The organism is Niabella aurantiaca DSM 17617 (assembly GCF_000374125.1).
GTDB lineage: Bacteria > Bacteroidota > Bacteroidia > Chitinophagales > Chitinophagaceae > Niabella > Niabella aurantiaca.
The window spans coordinates 82352-103479 of sequence record NZ_KB893626.1 but is presented as its reverse complement, the minus strand read 5'-3'; the positions used below and the strand labels follow the sequence as shown (position 1 = coordinate 103479).

The following is a 21128-nucleotide window of genomic DNA, read 5'->3' as shown; positions in this document are numbered from 1 at the left end:
TGCGTTTCATTGAAACGATGTCCTACCATCCCGGGTTCTGGATCAGTTTACCATTTGTATTCATCTCATTCAGGTCGATCGGCCATAAACAATCTGTGATCGTAAACCGCCGGGGTTGTTTGTCTTCCAGCACAAAGAAAGAAGCTGCATTGGTGCCGGTGTGGGTCCAGCCACGGATGGGGGCCGAGAACACGGTGGCCGCCCTTTTATACCGGATCATATCCCAGAAATATTGTCCCTCAAAAGCCAGCTCAATGGACCGCTCCTGCAAGATGATATCCCGCAAACCTTCTTTGGTCAGGTGTTTGCCCGGGTTCCGGCAAAGACTCGGATCGGACCACACCACCTGTATGTCGGGTATCCCTGCCCGACGGCGCACTTTATTGATCTCCTCGTACACGGCCGCACTGGGTCCTGAAAATTCATTCATGGCTTCCGCCTTCATCAGGTACAGGTCTGCCATGCGGATCAGCGGGTAAGGATATTTAATGGTCCGCTGCCAGGCACCCGATTGCGACTCGGGATGCACAAATTTCTGAACGCCGATGCCCGTCGCAAAATAATCGGTTTGGTTCACCGATGAGTTGAACCCGCCGGCGGTACCCGAATACATCATGGTGCTGATCAGTTGGGTATGTGCCCTCCAGTACCCGCCGGTAATGCCCAGGTTGGCATAAAAACGGGGCTCCCGGTTCATGTAAAGCCGTATGGTTTGAGCACCCGGCTGCATGATCCCCGCAAGCGGTGCATATTCAGGATCAGCAGCCCCCGGCGTATTCAATACTTCATGCATAGTACTCTTGTCAAAGGTCTGATCTTCGTCTATCGGCAGACCGTTCCTGGTATAATAGCGCTCGGCCATCTGGTAGGATGCGCCCATCCATTGCCAGGAAAATGCGGCCGTATTGACAACGCCTTCATAGCCGGAAGGCAGCCGTATATTCGACGAATGGGCAAGCTCTCCCTGGTTATAATAATCGATGTTGGAATAACCCCATACCAGCTCTTCATTCCACGGATCGCAGATCACCATCCGGAGGTTATAGAGCGTTTTCATATTATCGCTATTTGCGGCAAACGCTGCGCGGTCGTAGTTATAAGGCTCCCGGGTATAATTGTACAGCCGGTGGCCATTGGCTTCTGCGATGGTGATGGCTTCGTCGATGGCATCAAGCGCTTCCTTCCATTTTTCCTGTTTGTACTCAACCGGGAAAAACGGCTGGCCGTCATGATCAACGAAATCACCAAAATATTCGCGGTTCCCGTTAAAGAACGGGCTGGCCCTGAACAGCAGGATCCGTGCCCGGATGGCCTTGGCTACCATCTTATCGATCTGGCCGGCATTGTTCGCATCTGCCCGCTCGGTAAGATCCGGGTACGCTTCATCGATCAGCTTCAATATGTATTGAAAACAATCTTCCACTTTGGACCGCGGCAGGAAAAGATCTTCCGGCTTTGATTCGGGTGTGGCCATTTTATCGGGAATCACAATCGGACCGTAATGCTGTACCAGCAGGAACATATAATAGGCTTTCAGCATTTTTGCCTGGGCCTTCCAGTCGTTTTTTTCCGCATCCTGCATATCCCTGACCTTGTCGATATTGGCCAGGAATACGTCTGTTTGACGAATGCCCTGGTAGAGCGGCTTTCCGCCTTCGGTGCCGGACCAGAGCCCCAGCTGCGGCGACGTCATTGACTGCAGCCCCCGCATAATGCGCATAGCCCGCAACTGGGTCGTATTGCTATTCAGATCCAGCCGGCCCAGCCATTCATCGCCCAGGGTCCAGGAGGTTAAGTGGGTATTGTCATCCCGCGGAATATAATTATACGCCTTTGCGAGGGCGCTCCAGGCATCTGTTTTTGTATCAAAGATATCTTCCAGCTTCAGGGTATTATCTGGTACCACATCCAGATATTTTTTGCAGGAGACAACAGTGATCAGCAAAAGCGCAAATACAGTAATATTAAAAAATTTCATGTTCCTTTTTTTAAAAAGTCAATTGAATCCCGACATTAATTCTTTTGTTGTTTGGATATCCCAGCCCACGATCCCGCATTTCCGGATCCCAGAGCTTGAATGAAGAGAAGGTGAACAGGTTCTGTCCGCTGACATAGATGCGGCTATCGCCCTTGATCCCCCATCTTTTGAGCTGTCTGAGGCTGTATCCCAGCTCCACCGATTGCAGCTTCAGGAAAGAACCATCCCGTACCCACCAGGAGGATTGCTGTATATTGTTATCTACCGGGAACGTAGACAACCGGGGCCAGAAAGCATGTACATTGGGGTCGGTTTCGCTCCAGTAGTCATCGGCAATAATGGCCAGGGCGTTTCTCCGGAAAGCAAAAGGTGCGATCCCGGCCCGGTCCTCCGAGCTTGCAGCTGTTGCATCAATAAAGAAGGAAGTTCGGGCGCTGCCGTTAAAGAAAAAGCCCAGGTCAAACATTTTATACATCATGGAAGCTCCAAACCCATACTGTATTTCCGGAACCGTAGGATAGCCGATGGCTACCCGGTCGTTGCCGTTTATAATGCCATCGCCGTTCACGTCCTTGTATTTGATGTCGCCAGCCAGGTAGTCTCCAAAATCCTGCTTGGGTGAGTTCTGGATCTCATACTCGTCTACAAAAAGCCGCTCGGCGATCAGGCCCCATTGCTGGTTGATATTGCTTCCCAGCCTTTTCAGGTATTGGTCCGGATAGTTCCGTTCGTCCAGCCTTACCAGCTTGTTGGTAGCATAGGTAAGGTTGGCCCTTGCAGAGAACCAGAAATCCTTCGACATGGTTTTTTCATAGCTCAGCGAGCTTTCAAATCCCTTTGACAGCACCTCCCCCACATTTCCGCTGATGGCCGCCTCCAGGCCGGCTGAGGCAGGAAAGTTCTCACGCCGCATGTATATTTTGCTTCTGCGGTCCTGGTAAAAATCGGTCTGCAGCTTTAACGCTTCATTGAAAAGGTTCAGGTCGATCCCCAGGTTCCATTTTTCGGATTCTTCCCAGGTAATATCCGGGTTGGCATAGCGGTTCACGCGGAAGCCGCCATAAGAGTTCATGAATGAAGTTCCCCAGCGGTAACCATTGTCCACAACCGTTGCACCATTAAAGAGGGTAATATCGGACAGGAAGAAAAAGCGGTCCCGGCGCGCGGCAATATTATCATTCCCCACCAGGCCCCAGGAGCCTCTCAGCTTAAGCGTGCTGACCACATCTTTTAACGGCTCCCAGAATTTTTCGTTAGACACGGACCAGCCTGCACCTACGGAAGGAAAGAAACCCCAGCGCTTGCCGCCGGTAAACTTTTCGGATCCCATATACGAATAACCAAACTCCATCATATAACGCCGGTCGTAGGTATAGTTGGCACGCCCGGAGTTCCGCACATTCTTTTCGGGAAGCGCTTCAAAGATCGAAGTGCTGCTGCCGGAGGTCAGGAGGTTCTTTTCCATTGTACCCACCGTTGTAGCGGCCAGGCTGTGCGGGCCAAACGTACGCTCCCAGTTAAACAGCAGTTCATAATAATAGCGCCCGTTGGCATCCCTTACTGGAATGATATTCCCCAGGTAGGGCTGCCCGCTGGTAGAGTTCAGGGGAAACAGCTTGTACACCCCGGTGATCTGGTTGTACGATTCCAGGTCGTAATAGTAGGGGTTATACGCACGCAGACCGGTATTTTCGCTCCAGGTGGTGGCCGATGCCTTTAGCTGGGCCCGCAGGCCTTTTACAATCATACCGAGGTCCTGCATCAGGGTTGCCTGTGCGGTGATATCGGAGGTGTTCTTATCCTGGTAGCCCCTAACCATTTCCGCATAAGGGTTCACCTTTGTAGCACCATTCACAAAGCTGCTTCCAAACAATACGTGCTGTGTAAACTGGTTGGCCGAATCCGGTTCATATACCGCCGGGAAATCCACCGGGTTGCTGAACATCACCATCCGGAATAAGTTGGACGCCGAAACATAGGGACCATTTAATCCTTCAAAACGGCCCTGGATCCGGGTATCCAGTTTTGTAGTGGGCGTTAGCTTAAAGACCACATTGGAACGGATAAAATAACGCTGAATGTCGATATTGTTGCTGTATTTATTGGTTTGATCTGTTCTGAGCCGGCCCTCTTCCTTGTCCATCCCCATCGACACATAATACGTAGCTACCTGGCCACCGCCCGAAATATTTACATTCGCTTTCATATTGGTGGCCGAAGGCTTGAACATGGTCTTGTACCAGTCGATATTGGGAAAGATCATCGGATTTTCGTTGTCGATCGTAGACTGTATCTTTTGCTGGGAATAATAGGGTCCCAGGTTGGGGTCGCGGGTGATGCGTGCTTCATTATACAGCTTCATATAAGTAGGCCCGTCCAGCATTTTGGGCGTCCGCACCGGGCTGGCTACGTTTACATCAAAACGTACATTAAAGCCCACCGGACCTTCATGGCCCGCCTTGGTGGTAACCATAATGATCCCGTTGGCGCCGCGGGCACCATACATCCCGGTGGCCAGGGCGTCCTTCATGATGGAAAAGGTTTCAATATCGTCCGGCTGCATCCGGGCCAGGTTGTCCATGGTCGACTCAAACCCGTCGATCAATACCAGGGGTGCAGCCTGGTAACCAAAGGTCGTAACCCCCCGTACAAAGAACTGGGCATTGTCCGCCCCCGGCTCGCCGGACAACTGGTAGGAGATCACACCCGGTATCCGGCCGGCAAAAGCACTGGTAAGGTTAGAGGCCGGTATGCGCAGGTCCTTGGCACTTACGGTGGTGATGGCCCCTACAACCGTGGCTTTCTTCTGCTTACCAAAAGCCACCACCGTTACTTCTTCCATGTCATTTTTGTCGTTGTACATCTGTACCTGCAGAATGCTTTTTGTACCGACCACTTCCTTTTGCTCTTTTTTGCCAACAAAAGAAAAGACCAGCGTATCTCCAACGAGCGCGTCAATTTTAAACTCACCGTTTTGATCCGTGGTTGTCTGTAACGATTTATTTGCAATGCTTACGGTTACGCCACCAAGCACGACGCCGTCTTCTGCGTTCTTTACAACTCCAGAAATACTCTTGGTTTGGGCATATCCAACAGTAGAACTGAATACAAGTAAAAATACCCATATCAATCTCATACGATAATAGTTTGATTTAATCCAATAAATTACAAATCGACAGTATTTGGAAACAGCAAAACCTATATGGCCAAACACTTTTGGTTTATTACAATCTATTGCAAATAAAATAATCGCTTTGATTCTACAATCATTTCCTTTTTGAGGCCGTAATTTCAGAAAGATGGATTTTTTCAAATCAACGTCGTCACGCCTTCATTATTTAAATAACAGTGTATTGTTTTATAAACAGATTCATAAATACACGTTCTTTTGAAAAAAAATATTAAAAGATGTTCTATATAAGGCTATTTTCTTCTTTAATCAATTAAAGTTTGAAAACGTTAATAAATTGTTAAATTTAACATACTGAAACGTTTTTGCAAAATATATTTTCACTTTTTAACATATCGTTGGCAGCAACAAGATAAATATCTCCATATTGACGTTTTCCCGGAAAATAACCCGCCGGCACCCCTTGCCTATGGCCGCCATTACGGGTGAAAACCCAGACCCGGCCGGGGTTTGGAGCTGCGCCCGGAACAGTCCGGCTGGCGGGCACATCCCCTTGATCCTCAATTGTCCCGTTCTTAATACGGATGCGCCCGTCCGGAAAGAGGGATGTGCGCTCTTTAAACCCACCGCTCGCTGCGACCGGTTATTATTTGTACCTTCCGGTCTCGTCAAAATCAACAATGAATGAATACAGTTTCCCGGCGTTTTGAAGACTTCTGCTCCGCAGCCATCCACAATGTTTATGATGAAGGGAGCCTGCACAGTCACGCCATTCCCATTTATGCCAGTTCTACCTTTGTATTTGACAGCGCCGAGCAGGGCATGAACCGCTTTTCCGGAACAGAACCGGGCTATATCTACTCCCGTTTTGCCAATCCGACCACGGCAGCGGCGGAAAAACTGATCGCCTCCCTCGAAGCGTTCGGGCTGAACGGCGGAGATGGTAACCCACTGACTTTAAAGGCATTGCTGCATGCCAGCGGCCAGGGCGCACTCTCCACACTTTGCTTTTCTTTACTGAAGAACGGGGACATGGTCCTTACCAATACCGCCCTTTACGGAGGCACCCACGAATTTTTTGCCTATTTATTATCCCGGTCCGGCATTGAAACCCGTTTTACAGACCTGGCGGATCTGAACGCCGTGGATCAGGCCCTGGACCAATACCCGCAGATCCGGCTCATTCATATAGAATCACCCACCAACCCCCTGATGGGCTGCACCGATATCGAAGCCATTTGTAAACGGGCGGCGGCAAGGGGCATTAAAGTAAGCATCGACAATACATTTGCCACACCTTACCTGCAGCAGCCTTTTGCATTTGGTGTTGATTTCGTCTATCATTCTACTACCAAATTTTTAAATGGCCACGGCACGGCCATCGGGGGAGCGCTGGTAGGGAAGGACCTGGATTTTATGCAGACAACAGCCGTAAAGACCTATAAGCTTCTGGGGGCAAACAGCAATGCCTTCGATGCTTTTCTGCTCATTAACGGTATTAAAACATTGCCCCTCCGGATGCACCAGCACAGCGCCAATGCAGCACGTGTCGCAACATGGCTGGATGCGCATCCCGCAGTTGCCAAAGTGAACTACAACGGCCTGAAAACGCACCCCGATTATGCATTAAGCATCCGCCAGATGCGGCATCCGGGCGCTGTGCTGAGCTTTGAGCTCCGGGGAGGTATTGCCGCCGGCAAACAATTCATTAACCGCCTGCGCATGTGTACCCGTGCGGTTTCCCTGGGCACAGTAGATACCCTGATCTCCCATCCTGCATCCATGTCCCACGCCATTATGAAGCCGGAGGAGCGGCTGAAGGCCGGGATTACAGACGGGCTGATCCGGATGAGCGTGGGTATTGAGGCAGCAGAAGATATTCTTGCTGACCTGGAACAGGCCCTTTCCGGCCTGGCGGACCAGGCGGCTTGATTCTGCATGCATCCGGCATTGCGCACCAACAGCCTGGATGATCGGTCAATGCCACACCCGGGCTCACGGTCAATCTGCAAAATGATCCAGGAAGGCGACAGCAAATTTTGATGCCTTCAACGTCTTGTTCAGGTTGCGCCGGAACGGGTTAAAGAATCCAAGGCCCAACCCGGGAATGGGTCTTACAATATGGTAGAACGGCCGGCTAAGGTCCTGCGAATTGGCCAACAGGATAAACGTGAGGTCTTTTTCGGGGATCTTTACAAAAAGAGCGGAGTACCCGAACCACCAGCCGGTGTGCCACAATACTTTCATGCCCCGGTATTTTTTTACAAACCATCCCAGTCCGTACTGGATCGTTTTTCCTTTGGGTGTGGTATAGGGGGTCGTCATCCGCTGCCAGCTGCTGTCCGATAAAAAACGTTGTTCATCAATCGCCACGGAATAAAATGCCAGGTCCGCCACATTGCTCATGATGCCGGCACCGGGATTAAATCCATAACGGAACGTTACCGGGTGCAGCTTTCGGTGTTTCCAGTCGTAGGGCCGGGCCACCCTTTTCAAAAAAACAGCCTTGTCATACCCCGTTAGCGCAAAAGCAATACTGTCATCTGTACTGGGCACCGTATTTTTCATATGCAGTGGTATCGTGATCTTTTCCCGCAACAATGCTCCAAAACTTTGACCGGAAGCCTTTTCGATGGCCTTTCCCAGCTGTCCGTACCAGCTGCCGTTATACCGGAATACATAACCGGGTTTGAAACCGTTAAATGTATTTCCCATAGCGGTATGCGTCATCAGGTGCTTTAATTTGATGCGCGGGTCACTGCCCCACCGCGCACCCAGGTTAATGCCGTATTTGCTGATGGGGTCGTCCAGGCTGAGCGTGCCGGCCTCTGCCTGCTGCATCAGCAGGATCGCCCCGAAGGTCTTTGTCACCGAAGCGATCTGGTAGACCGTATATTCATCCGGCCGGATCCTGTGCTCCACATCCGCATAGCCAAATCCCTTTTTCCACACCAGCTGCTTTTCATTTACAATACCGGCCGAAATGCCGGGGATATGGTACTGCTTCCGCAACTGTTCCAGCCGCTTCTCAAAAGAGGCCAGCTGCCGGGCATCCCATAACGTGCTGCCGGTTCTTTTTACGGGTCTGCTTTCTGAAACGGAACGACTGCCGCTGCAGGAAAACAGGAAAAGCGTCCATAGAGCGATCGTATAACGGAGTATGTACATTGTCTTTTTCCTGCAAAGCTCTCTGGTCCGTATCAAACAAGCTGCTTAAAATCCTGCTCAAATCCGGATATGAGTAATATTATCCCCCGGATGCCGTATGATTTTTTCTGAATTCCGAAGGCGACATGCCGGTGAGCTGCCTGAATACCCGCTGAAAGGTTGCCGGTGAGCTGAATCCGCAATCATTTGCTATTCCCGCAAAAGTGAGCTGCCCTGCCTCATCGGCCAGCAGCCGCTCTTTGAACAGTGCAATACGGTACCCGTTCACAAACTCGTTAAAATTTTTACGCAGGTGCTGGTTCAATACTGCGGAGATGGTTTTAGGCGTCAGACCCGTGTGCTGCGCCAGCTTTTGCAGGGTAAGCTCCGCATTCAGATAAAGCCGTTCCTCCTCCATGGTCTTTTTCAGCAATCCTATGGTGGCATGCACCACCGGCTCCGGCAACGGCGCAGCATACTGTCTTTTTTCCGCAGCCTGCTGCTGCCAGGAAACAATATACCCCTTAATACCCAGCCAGTAAATCAGCAGGGTAACGGGCACATACAACGGATACCAGTCCAGGTTGTCCAGCATCCAGCCGGTGTACCGCGGAATAACGTAGGGGACCAGGTAAATAAACCAGATGCCTGCAAACACGCCAAAGGCTACTGCTACCTGCTGCAGCCACCGGAAACCGGCAGGAGCTTTTTGTTTTTGCGCCGCAAGATACCGGAAGGTAAAGGCCGTATAAATGGCCAGGGATATCCACCGGGGAATATCGGAATAGACATTATAGGTATCCATGGCCGTTGTCCAGGGCCGGGAATCATCTTTGAGAAGCCCCCATTGCACCCCCAGAACAAAGATCCAGGCGATCAGCGGACTGACCAGGTCCACAATAGCCGGCAAAAACTGCAACCATTCTTTCCGGCGCATCTTAAACCCAGGCTCCAGGAAGGATCGTACATAAAAATACAACAGGGGGCCGATGGGCATCACCACGATCATGGGAAACAGGACCGACAATAAATTCAGCCACTTTGACCCAAACCAGCCAATATATGATCCATATAGACAAAAACTGGCAAGGGTGAGCAAAAAAATCAACGCTGCCAGCAACCGGTTGGGCAAACGCAGCCGGGAAGAAAAAAATAAAAGGCAGCTCACAATAAATCCCTGCACTACACCGAGCAAAATAATTGTTTGAAAAAAATGCCTCATAACAACCGATTCACCGGTAAAATTATATTTTTTCATTAAAAATCTTTATCCCCGCAGAAACGCAGAGATCTCTTGTTCCTTTATCCCTCCAGTTTTACATGGCATGCTTATTGGTGTTTATAAACGAATGTATTTCAACAGACCACAAACCCTATGTACAGCAAGTGCAGGAAAATCAGCTGTTTTATCCTTCGCTTTCTACAAGATAAAAATTAACTTTATACGCACGATTTCAGGTCTGTAATCGTTATATCAGGAATTGCTATGAAAATTTCGAAGCCCGTAGATGATTTCGTCGTGCGCATGCGCGAGTTCTTTACAGGAGAGTCCCTGCCCGAATTTCAAAAAGAAGAACCGTTCCGTCTGGAGTTGTTCAGTCACGACCAGATGCAGCAACACAGTAAAAAAGTGGCCCGCTCGCATGTGGTGGCAGCCGGCCATCCCCCGGATAAAGTGCTTCCCCGTCTTGACGATAATGAAGACGTGATCGCAAAAGTATATGACCTGCTGAACGACTCTATCAATTCCAAACAACCCATTGCACCTGCCAGCGAATGGTTCCTGGACAACTATTACCTGATCAAAGAGCAGATCGCCCTGGGAAGGACCCACCTGCCAAAAGGCTACAGCGAAACCCTGCCGATACTGGCAAAGGGCCGGTCCGCCGGATTTCCGCGGGTGTACGACATCGCCCTCGAGCTGATCGCGCACAGCGACGGACATATCAGTATTGCCACCCTTACGGCATTTATCGAATCCTATCAGACCATAACCCGCCTGACCCTGGGCGAGCTTTGGGCCATTCCGATCATGCTGCGCCTGGCCATTATTGAAAACATCCGCCGCATCGCCTCCCGCGTGGCCATCGACCGGCTGGATAAGAACGTAGCACTTTACTGGTCGGAACAGCTATTGGAAACCGCACAGCAGAACCCGCGCGACATCATCATCATCATCGCAGAAATGGCCAAATCAAAACTGCGGATGGATAGCTCTTTTGTCGCCGAATTCATCCGGCGGCTGCAGGGCAAGGGGCAGGGACTGGCGCTGCCATTAACCTGGCTGGAGGAGCGGCTGGCCGAAACCGGAAACTCTTCTGCTGAACTCGTGAATGCCGAAAACCAGAAACAGGCAACCGAGCAGGTTTCCATCCGGAATTCCATTGAAAGCATCCGGTTGATCAAAAGCACCGACTGGCGTTCTTTTGTTGAAGAGGTAAGCGTTGTTGAAAAAATACTGAACACCGATATCGATGGTGTGTACGGGCAAATGGATTTTGTTACCCGCGACCGGTACCGCCATATTGTGGAATGGGTGGGAAAAAACAGCGCCCTGGAAGAATACCAGGTTGCACAGCTGGCCATTGACATGGCCAAAGACAGCGCGGCAAAAAATGAGCCGGCAAAAACGCACCATGTAGGCTATTATCTTGTGGACGAAAAAGGCCAGCAGCTGCTCATTCACAGATCCGGGATGCGCATCACCACCAGGCACCGGCTGAAGAACCTTCTGAGAAACAACCGCCTCGTTTCCTATGCAGGCTCCGCCCTGCTTCTTACATTTCTTTTAAGTTGCTGGGCCGCCTTCTATAGTTACCGGAACGATGCGGGCGCCTACCGGTCCGTGCTGTTCGGCCTTTGCTGTTTTATTGCGCTCAGCCAGGTGATCATCATTCTCATCAACTGGGCAGCAACACTGCTGATAAAGCCCCGCCCTCTTCCAAAAATGGATTACTCGGAGGGCATCCCGGAAACCCAATGTACATTGGTAGCCGTTCCCAGTATGCTTACAAGCGAAAAAGCGGTTGAAGAGCTGGTAGACGAACTTGAAGTACGCTATCTCGCGAACCTCGAAGAGTATCTTTATTTTGCGTTGCTGACAGACTTTACCGATGCCCCGCAGGAAAAGATGCCGGGAGACGAAGCTTTGCTGGCCTATGCCCAAAAGCGCATTGAGGCATTGAACCACCTTTATGTAAAAGAGGAGAGCACCGGAAGCAAATTTTTTCTTTTTCACCGGCCCAGGAAATGGAACGCCAAGGAAAGAACCTGGATGGGGCATGAACGGAAACGGGGAAAACTGGCAGAGCTGAACAGTTTTTTAAGAGATGCCGGACAATACGATTTTATTACGATCACCGGAGACACTTCTTCCCTGAAACAGATCCGCTACGTGATCACCCTTGACGCCGACACCCAGCTGCCACGCGAAGCAGCCTGGAAGCTGGTGGCTACCATGGCGCATCCGCTAAACAAGGCCGTATTGAATGGACAGCATTCCCGTGTAGTAGACGGATACGGGATCCTGCAGCCCCGTACCGCGATCAGCATACCCCGGAGCAGCAGCAGCTTTTATGCAAAAATGCACAGCAATGATTCAGGCCTCGACCCTTATACACGGCTGGTTTCGGATGTGTACCAGGACCTTTTTTCTGAGGGCTCCTTTATCGGAAAAGGCATCTATGATATCGATGTTTTTGAACAGGTACTTGGAGATACCTTCCCTCCCAACCGGATCTTAAGTCATGACCTGCTGGAAGGATCGTATGTCCGCTCGGGCCTCGTTACCGATGTGGAGCTGTTTGAGGAATACCCGGATACCTATTGGGCCGATGTAAGCCGCCGCCATCGCTGGATAAGAGGCGACTGGCAGATCGCCAGCTGGGGAACGCCCTTTGTGCCCGGAAAAGAAAACAAGCTCCGCCGGAACTTTATTTCCAGCCTCTCGCGGTGGAAAATATGGGACAATATCCGCAGAAGCCTGGTGGCCCCGGCCATGATCGCTTTTTTGATCATGGGCTGGGCTTTTATGCCCTACCCGCAATTGTGGACCCTGTTGTTCTTTATTACCTGGCTGGTACCGCTGATAGCCGCCACTGCATGGCAGTTGTTTCATAAACCGGAAAGCATGCACTGGCGGGCACATTTTTCTGAGCTTAGAGACAATGCCATAACCAGCCTCACGCACATCCTCTTCAATATTATCTGCCTGCCATTTGAGGCGGTCAAAAACCTCGATGCTATTTTCAGGGCCAACTGGCGCATGCTGGTCTCCCACCGGCGGCTGTTGCAATGGATGCCTTCCAAACAATCCGGCAGTCAGCAAAAAAGCATCTTCTATGCATATTTATTTATGTGGCCCTCCGTGCTCCTGCCCGCCGGCATTACCGTTTTGCTGACTTTCTTCAATGCAGATGCCTTTTGGATCGCCGGTCCTGTACTGGCGGCCTGGCTGCTGGGGCCGTTCGTAGCCTGGAGCGTAAGCCGGCCCTCCACCAAAAAAACAGTGGCCCTCTCCTCAAAGAACCTGGACGTTCTGCATTTCTATGCCCGTAAAACCTGGGCCTATTTTGAGGACTTCGTAACAGAAAACGACAATTGGCTGCCGCCGGACAATTACCAGGAACATCCCATTGAATCGCTGGCGCACCGGACTTCACCCACCAACATTGGACTGACCCTGCTTTCCAATCTTGCGGCTTATGATTTTGGCTACCTGTCTGTTAACAAGCTGGCAGAACGGACCTTCAAGACCTTTGAGACCCTGTCGGCGCTGGAACGCTATAAAGGACATTTTTATAACTGGTACGATACCATATCCCTGGTTCCGCTGCAACCCAAATATGTTTCCACCGTAGACAGCGGCAACTTTATTGCAGCGCTGATCCTGCTCCGGCAGGGACTTGAAGAGGTCCGGCAGGAAAAACTGTTCAAGGCGCAGCATATCGGCGGATTGCAGGACAGTTTATCCGTGATCAAAAGCCTGCTTCAAAAACAGAACCCGCCGGAACTAACCGTGCTCATCAAAACCACCGGCAGCCTGAAAGCAGCCTTTCCCCTCCCGTTGCATGAATTGCTGCAACAATTGAACACCCTGCTTGAAGCAGCATCGGCCCTGCAAAGCAGTAACGATATTGCCGGCAAAGCCGAAGTGCTGAACTGGATCGGGCGCCTGGAAAAACAGCTGACGGATAGCATCACCTGCATCCGTACCTTCTGTCCCTGGGCAACGCTGCTTCCGGTAGCTCCCCGGTTTGTGCGGCTGCACCTGCTCCATGAAACCCCTTCGCTTAACAATATACTGGACCTGCAGCGGGTATTGCCCGACCAGATCGCCGAATACCTGGAAACCGCTGCTGATCCCGGAGAAACCAGACAACTGGACCAGCTTTTGAAAAGCCTGCAGGAGGGTGCCACTCAAGCAGAAAATTTCCTGGCCGGCATCGAAAAAATGAAGCACAGTTGTGTTGACTTTTCCACGGTAGACTATGACTTCCTGTACAATAAATCTCAAAATCTTTTCCACATCGGATACAATATAAGCGAGGATATCGCAGATAAAAGCTACTACGATATGCTGGCATCCGAGGCGCGCCTGGGTATTTTTGCCGCCATTGCACAAGGCAAGATCCCGCAAACCGCCTGGTTTACCCTGGGCCGCCTGGTAACCAACCTGGGAAACCACCCCGTACTTTTATCCTGGAGCGGATCCATGTTTGAGTACCTGATGCCCCAGCTGCTGATGCCCTCTTATGAAAATACGCTGCTGGACCGCAGCAATAAAGGCGCCGTCAGAAACCAGATCGAATACGGCGGCAAAAGCAATGCCCCCTGGGGCATCTCGGAATCCGGTTACAACCTGGTAGATACCAGCCTGCATTACCAGTACCAATCCTTCGGCATACCCGGTCTGGGTTTAAAAAGAGGACTGGCCAATGACCTGGTCATTGCACCTTATGCCACGATGATGGCATTGATGATCGACCCCCCGGAAGCGGTGGATAACCTCAGGGCATTGGCACAAAAAGGATTCGAGGGCCGCTATGGTTTTTACGAAGCCATTGATTACACTCCTTCGCGCATGCCGCGTGGCCAGACGCATGCCATCATCAAATCATTTATGGTGCACCACCTGGGGATGAGCTTTCTTTCTATGGCCCACCTGCTGCTGGGCAAAAAGATGCAGGATCGTTTTATTAAAGATCCCCAGTTCCAGTCGGCCTTGCTGCTGCTGCAGGAAAAAGCGCCACGCTCCACCAATTTTTACGAGCACACGGAAGATACCGTTAACCGGCAGACCATCTCGCACGAATCCCATATGCGGGTGCTTACCACACCAAATACCCCCATACCGGAAACGCAGTTGCTCTCCAACGGAAGGTATTCACTGATGATCAGCAACAGCGGGGGTGGCTACAGCCGGTGGAAGGGGATCGCTTTAAACCGCTGGCGGGAGGATACCACGCGCGACAACTGGGGAATCTTCTGCTACATCAAGGATCTGGGGACGGGTCATTTCTGGTCCAATACACACCAGCCGGCCTTAAGAAAAAGCAAATCCTATGAAACCGTTTTTTCACAGGGGCACGTTGTGTTCCGCCGGGTAGATGACGGTTTTGAAACAAAGACGGACGTGGTCATTTCACCTGAAGACGATGTGGAGATCCGGCGTATCCGCATCACCAACCGGTCGGCTTCCTCAAAAACCATCGAGGTAACCAGCTTTGGCGAGGCGGTGCTGGCAGACCAGGCAGCCGATGAAGCGCATCCCGCTTTTAGCAACCTGTTTGTGCAAACAGAGATCAACGAGCCCCTCAGCGCCATTCTTTGTTCCCGAAGACCCCGGGCCAAGGACGACACGCCGCCCTGGATGTTCCATACGCTCATGCTGTACGGTACAAAAAGTGAATCGGTATCTTACGAAACAGACCGGATGCGGTTTATCGGCCGCGGGCAATCCATAACAGCCCCCGCAGCCCTGCAGCAGGACGGGCCGCTATCAGGCACAAAAGGCCCCGTGCTGGATCCCATCGTTTCCATCCGGCACCGGATCATCTTAAAAGCCCGCCAGACCATAACCGTTGATCTTGTAATGGGCATTGGTGAGTCAAAAGAGATCTGTACAGGACTGCTGGCCAAATACCAGGACCGCTACATCCGGAACCGGGTATTTGAACTGGCCTGGACCCATAGCCAGGTATTGCTGCGCCAGATCAACGCCACGGAAGTGGAAGCCCAGCTTTTTAATGCTATCGCGGGTTCTATTATTTATGCCAACAACAGCTTCCGGGCCACGCCTTCCGTTATCGAAAGCAATCTCAAAGGACAACCCGGCCTTTGGAGCTATGCCATATCCGGCGACCTGCCCATTGTACTGGTGCGTGTAAAGGACAGCGCCAATATCGACCTTGTAAAGCAATTGATCAAGGCACATTCCTACTGGTCCTTAAAAGGATTACGGGTAGACCTTGTGATCTGGAACGACGACTTCGGATCTTACCGGCAGGTATTCCAGGACCAGGTGATCGGGTTCATTACGGCTACCAGCGGCGGGGTACTGGATCAGCCCGGCGGCATCTTTGTGCGGGCCGGCGATCAGATCTCAAACGAGGACCGCATCCTTTTTCAGACCGTTGCCCGCCTCATCTTTGATGACGATAAAGGAACCCTGGCCGAACAGGTGTTAAAGAAGAAACCGGCCAAAGGGCTTCCGGAGCCCTTACAGGTAACCGCAAAACCCGGCCGGGTTGCCCCGGATCAGGCCATTGCGTTGCCCGACTACCTGCAATTCAATAACGGCACCGGTGGTTTTACCCACGATGGAAAAGAATACATTCTGATCTCCGATCAACAGAAAAAATCACCCGCGCCCTGGTGCAATATCATCGCCAATAAAGAAATCGGTTCGATGCTCTCCGAAAGCGGATCGGCCTATACCTGGGTAGACAATGCCCAGGCGTTCCGGCTCACCCCCTGGCAAAACGACCCCGTTTCCGACCGGTGTGGCGAAGCCTATTATATCCGCGATGAGGCCTCCGGTATTTACTGGTCGCCCACACCACTGCCGGCGCCGGGTAAACTGCCCTACCGGACCCGTCACGGGTTTGGCTACTCTGTATATGAATCGGTGTATAATGGCATCTCCTCAGAAATGTGGATCTATGCAGACCGGGACCTCTCGGTAAAATATGTGGTACTCAGGCTCCGCAGCCTTACCGAATATGAACGGAGCCTTTCGGTAACCGGCTATACAGAGTGGGTATTGGGCGATCTTGTACACAAAAACAAAATGTTTGTAGTCGCCGATAAGGACCCGCAGACAAAAGTCCTGTTTGCCCGTAACCGGTATAATTCGGCATTTGCGGAAAAAGTTGCTTTTTTTGATACCGACGGCCATGAACAAACCTTTACCTGCGACCGGGCCGAGTTCATCGGAAGGAATGGCACGCTGCGTAATCCCGAGGCCCTGTCGAGGAAGCACCTGTCCGGAAGATCCGGTGCCGGTTTGGATCCCTGTGCCGCGCTCCAGGTGCTCGTGCAGCTTGCCCCCGGAGAAGAAAAGGAAATCATTTTCCGGTTGGGTGCCGGCAAAACCGAACAGGAAACAAGGGAACTGGTGGAACACATAAAAGGCAGCGCCTTTGCCCATGAAGCGCTATCGAAAGTGCACGACCAATGGAACCACATCCTGGGCGCTGTTGTTGTAAAAACACCGGATGAGGCTATGAACGTAATGACCAATGGCTGGTGGCTGTACCAGGCACTGGCCTGCCGGGTTTGGGGCAGAAGCGGCTTTTACCAGTCGGGCGGTGCCTTTGGGTTCCGTGATCAGCTGCAGGATGTGCTGGCCCTCATGCATACTACCCCCGAGATCACCCGGGAACAATTGCTCCTGGCAGCCTCACGTCAGTTCAGGGAAGGTGATGTACAGCATTGGTGGCATCCGCCTACCGGGCGTGGGGTGCGTACAACCTGCTCCGATGACTATCTCTGGCTCCCTTATGTGGCCACAAGGTATATCACCGCTACCGGCGACAAGGAAATACTGGACGAATATATCTCGTTCATTGACGGCCGGCCGCTGCGGCCCGATGAAGAGTCCTACTATGACCTGCCGGTATTCCTGAATCACTGGGAAACCTTGTACAACCATTGCAAGTATGCCATCCGTTACGGATTAAAATTCGGAGCCCATGGTTTGCCGCTGATCGGATCGGGCGACTGGAACGATGGCATGGACAAAGTAGGCGCGGAAGGAAAAGGCGAAAGCGTATGGCTGGCATTTTTTCTTTACGACGTGCTTACACATTTTGACGTCATCGCAGAAGACTATGGCGATGCGGATTTTGCCACCATTTGTAAAAACGAAGCACAAAAATTAAAAGAGTACATCCATCAGAATGCCTGGGATGGCGGATGGTACCGCCGTGCCTATTTTGACGATGGCACTCCGCTGGGATCGGCAACCAACGAAGAATGCAAGATCGACTCCATTTCACAGAGCTGGTCACTCCTGTCCGGCGGTGGTGAACCAGACAGAAGCTTATTGGGAATGAATGCCCTGAACGAGCACCTGGTTGACCGCAGGAATAAAATCATAAAGCTGCTGACCCCTCCGTTCGACCAGTCGGACCTCTACCCCGGTTACATTAAGGGATACGTGCCCGGCGTACGGGAAAATGGCGGGCAATACACCCATGCGGCTATCTGGAGCATCATGGCTTTTGCTGCACTGAAAGATAAAGACCGGGTATGGGAGCTGTTTTCTATGGTCAACCCCGTTAACCATGCGCGTACCGCTGCAGATGTAGAAAAATACAAGGTGGAGCCTTATGTGATGGCCGCGGACGTTTACGGGGCGCCGCCCCATGAAGGCAGGGGCGGATGGACCTGGTACACGGGTTCTGCGGGTTGGACCTATCAGCTGTCCGTTGGTTCCATTCTCGGCCTGCGCCGGGAAGGAGACCGGCTTTACCTGGACCCCTGTGTCCCCGATACATGGGAAGAATACGAGATCCGGTACCGGTTCGGGAAGACCTTTTACTTCCTTTACATAAAAAACAGGAATAAGGATGGGAAGGTCCGTTTTATTGAAAAAGGTCAGGCCTTAACCGACGCCTTCATCACGCTTCAGGATGATGGAATGGAACATCATATAGAAGTGGAATTATAACAGCCGTCAGGTTATGGTCCTGGTTCGCCACCGCGACTCCGGGACACTGAATTTTTTTGACCTGCTTGAGATAGTGGCAGAAGCACGGTCGTAATATAAAACGACCGTGTTGCGGAGCTTCAGTAGCAAACATAGGAAACACAGAAGTTTTAATGTTGCTTTTCGCTTAAGTTAACGGCCATAGTGTCCGCACTGACCGGGCAATAAATTTATAAAAATCATGTTGATACCGGTTCATTATTACCAATCATAAACGGGCGGCAGTTATTTCTTTCAATTGCCCGTTCACTTTCACTTTTACTTTCCGGGGCACCGGTGATGTAATCGTATAAGAAGTTACTTTCCCGTTCTTCCATTTGAAGCTTACAGTAAAATTGCCGCGCGCTTTGAGTCCGCTTATACTGCCGCCCGTCTTCCACAGCTCCGGTACTGCCGGCAACAGTTCAATGTAGCCGTCATGACTTTGCAGCAGCATTTCAGCAATGCCTGCGGTGGCGCCAAAATTTCCGTCGATCTGGAAAGGGGGTCCGGCGGAAAGCAGGTTCGGGTACACACCGCCTCCGGCCCCGTAGTTGATATCCGTACGCAGCCTTGGCTTCAAAAGCTCTCTGAGCAGTTTAAACGAGCGCTGGCCGTCCTGCAGTCTTGCCCAGAAAAGTAATTTATAGGCGATCGTCCAGCTGGGACCATCATCGCCTCTTACTTCCAGCGTTTTCTTTGCCGGCACCAACAGATCCGGTGTCTTTGTTTTGGTGATCAGTGTACCGGGGTACAAACCCCACAAATGGGAAATATGCCGGTGCTGCGGGTCCGTTTCCCTGTAATCCTCCATCCACTCCATAATGCGGCCATCCCTGCCGATGCGGCCGGGCGGCGGCAGCAGGGCCAGTTTTTCCTTCAACGTTTTTCTCAGGTCCGCATCCACCCCCAGCACCCGTGCAGCTTCGATCACGTTGGTGAACAGCTCCCGTACGATCTGATTATCGATGGTGGGCCCCATACAAACATTGGCCGTTTTTCCGTTGGGCAGGTAAAAAGCGTTCTCCGGAGAAACCGAAGGGGCCGTTACCATCCACCGGGTACCGGGATATTTTACCAGCGCGTCATTATAAAAAATAGCAGACCCTTTTAAAACAGGATAGATCTTTTTCAGGTAGTCCCTGTCCAGCGTGTAAGCATAATGCGTCCACAGGTTATCGCATAACCACCCGGAGCCGGAGTTCGCAGATCCCCAGGAGGCACTTTCGCCCGGTTCTGTATAACCCCATACATTGGTGATCACATGAGCGATCCATCCATCGGCATCGTAATAGGCTTTGGCCGTTTTCTCACCATTGGGAACCAGCCCCTGCACCAGGTCGGCCAGCGGCAGGTTCAGCTCGGAAAGATTTACCGCTTCCATCGGCCAGTGGTTCATCTCCACATTTACATCCAGGTGATAATCTCCATTCCAGGGGGTACGGATCTGGTGCGCCCACAGTCCCTGCAGGTTCGGAGGCAACAGCCCCACCCGTGTGCTGCTGATGGCCAGGTACCGGCCAAACTGGAAGAAGAGCACCGCAAGGCCTTTATCCTGCTCCGGATGCTGATAAAAATGATCCAGCCGCCCATTAGTGGGCAACACACTGTTGGCGCCATCTCCCAGGTCGAACCGCACCCGGCCAAATAATTTCCGGAACTGCCGCTGGTGGATCTTTTTTTCGGTATCAAAAGGGATCGCTGCTGCTTTCTCCAGGAGTGCGGACACGGTCTTCTTGTACGCCCTGTCCTTAAAATCGGTACCCGCACTGATGTACAGGGTAACAGCGGTAGCATTCTTTATTTCCAGGTAGTCATCTCCGGCGGTGAGGGCACCGCCTTCCGGTACGGCTTTTACTTCCGCACGGTACTGCATTCCTTTTCCATCAGTGCCATTATCCAGCTGCCCGTATAAAGCCAGGATATTTCGCTGAACGGCACTTGTTCCCCGTTCTTCACGCGAGAGCGAGATCCGGCAATTGAGCATTCCCGGTTTGCTTGCAGACAACCTCACAAGGGCCACATCCGTTCCAAAGCTGGTAAAATATTCGCGCCGGTAGGTAACGCCGCCAGCTTCAAAGGATGTAGTGGCAAGGGCTTCATTCAACGCCAGGGTCCTTTTATAACGGGCAGGGCTTTCCGCAACCGCTGCACCCGGATAATCATAATCGATCTGCAGCTTACCCAGGGATTGAAAACAACCCCACTGTGCGCCGCCGGAGCCCGGGCCCCTGCAAATAAAGTGTTTGTTCACCAGCGCCTGCGCTTCATCATTCTTCCCTTCATTCAGCAGCTTCAGGATCGCCGGCAGGTATTTATGGGCTTCATAATTATTGGCATCCTGCGGAGACCCGGACCAAAGCGTAATATCATTGAGTACGATGGTTTCCTTTTTTATGCCTCCGTCCGGTGTCATTCCCAACCGGCCATTGCCCAGGGGCAGGGTCTCTTCCCACATGCTGGCGGGCTGGTTGTACCACAGTTCGAGGGGGCCTGTTTTTTGAGAAAACAAACACACCGGCAAACAAAAAGATGCCATTAAGATCCAGGCCCGCTTTTTCCGGGCGCCTGCACCAGGTCGTTTAAAAAAAATCACTGCTTGTTGAACGTTTTTTATTCTTTAATCTTTTTATACCTGGTCAGTAAGGGCACTGACCGTGGCGCAGGTCATTATGGTTTAT

The 21128-nt window shown here is 51.6% G+C and carries 7 protein-coding genes; 2 read left to right on the top strand and 5 right to left on the bottom strand.

Annotation, left to right across the window (positions count from 1 at the left end; all coding sequences use genetic code 11):
- Positions 1–22: 22 nt before the first annotated feature.
- Together B160_RS0105390 and B160_RS0105385 are read right to left on the bottom strand one after the other, a co-directional pair.
- Entirely contained in the window at positions 23–1978 is a 1956-nt protein-coding gene (locus B160_RS0105390; RefSeq protein WP_018626861.1) for a RagB/SusD family nutrient uptake outer membrane protein, read from the bottom strand.
- Positions 1979–1988: 10 nt separating this feature from the next.
- A complete protein-coding gene (locus B160_RS0105385) occupies positions 1989–5114 on the bottom strand; it encodes a SusC/RagA family TonB-linked outer membrane protein (protein ID WP_018626860.1) in 3126 nt (1041 codons plus the stop codon).
- A 678-nt stretch (positions 5115–5792) separates the two neighbouring features.
- Here B160_RS0105385 and B160_RS0105375 point away from each other — a divergent pair.
- A complete protein-coding gene (locus tag B160_RS0105375) occupies positions 5793–7040 on the top strand; it encodes a trans-sulfuration enzyme family protein (RefSeq protein WP_018626858.1) in 1248 nt (415 codons plus the stop codon).
- 69 nt (positions 7041–7109) lie between these two features.
- Here the strand turns inward: B160_RS0105375 and B160_RS0105370 are convergent, their stop codons facing one another.
- Entirely contained in the window at positions 7110–8276 is a 1167-nt protein-coding gene (locus tag B160_RS0105370; RefSeq protein WP_018626857.1) for a serine hydrolase domain-containing protein, read from the bottom strand.
- 79 nt (positions 8277–8355) lie between these two features.
- A complete protein-coding gene (locus tag B160_RS0105365; RefSeq protein WP_018626856.1) occupies positions 8356–9513 on the bottom strand; it encodes a helix-turn-helix domain-containing protein in 1158 nt (385 codons plus the stop codon).
- A gap of 228 nt (positions 9514–9741) precedes the next feature.
- Here B160_RS0105365 and B160_RS0105360 point away from each other — a divergent pair, with 228 nt between their 5' ends.
- Positions 9742–18429: a glycoside hydrolase family 94 protein gene (locus B160_RS0105360; protein WP_026309544.1), complete on the top strand. Its 8688-nt coding sequence runs from the start codon at positions 9742–9744 to the stop codon at positions 18427–18429.
- Between the two features lie 247 nt (positions 18430–18676).
- Here B160_RS0105360 and B160_RS0105355 read toward each other — a convergent pair whose 3' ends face one another.
- On the bottom strand, positions 18677–21043 hold the full coding sequence (locus B160_RS0105355; protein ID WP_018626854.1) for a glycoside hydrolase family 95 protein: 2367 nt from the start codon (positions 21041–21043) through the stop codon (positions 18677–18679).
- Positions 21044–21128: the final 85 nt, after the last annotated feature.

Bases quoted from the DNA above. Each gene is read 5' to 3' on its own strand.
- B160_RS0105390 (WP_018626861.1), bottom strand. From the start codon at position 1,978: ATGAAATTTTTTAATATTACTGTATTTGCGCTTTTGCTGATCACTGTT.
- B160_RS0105385 (WP_018626860.1), bottom strand. From the start codon at position 5,114: ATGAGATTGATATGGGTATTTTTACTTGTATTCAGTTCTACTGTTGGA.
- B160_RS0105375 (WP_018626858.1), top strand. From the start codon at position 5,793: ATGAATACAGTTTCCCGGCGTTTTGAAGACTTCTGCTCCGCAGCCATC.
- B160_RS0105370 (WP_018626857.1), bottom strand. From the start codon at position 8,276: ATGTACATACTCCGTTATACGATCGCTCTATGGACGCTTTTCCTGTTT.
- B160_RS0105365 (WP_018626856.1), bottom strand. From the start codon at position 9,513: ATGAAAAAATATAATTTTACCGGTGAATCGGTTGTTATGAGGCATTTT.
- B160_RS0105360 (WP_026309544.1), top strand. From the start codon at position 9,742: ATGAAAATTTCGAAGCCCGTAGATGATTTCGTCGTGCGCATGCGCGAG.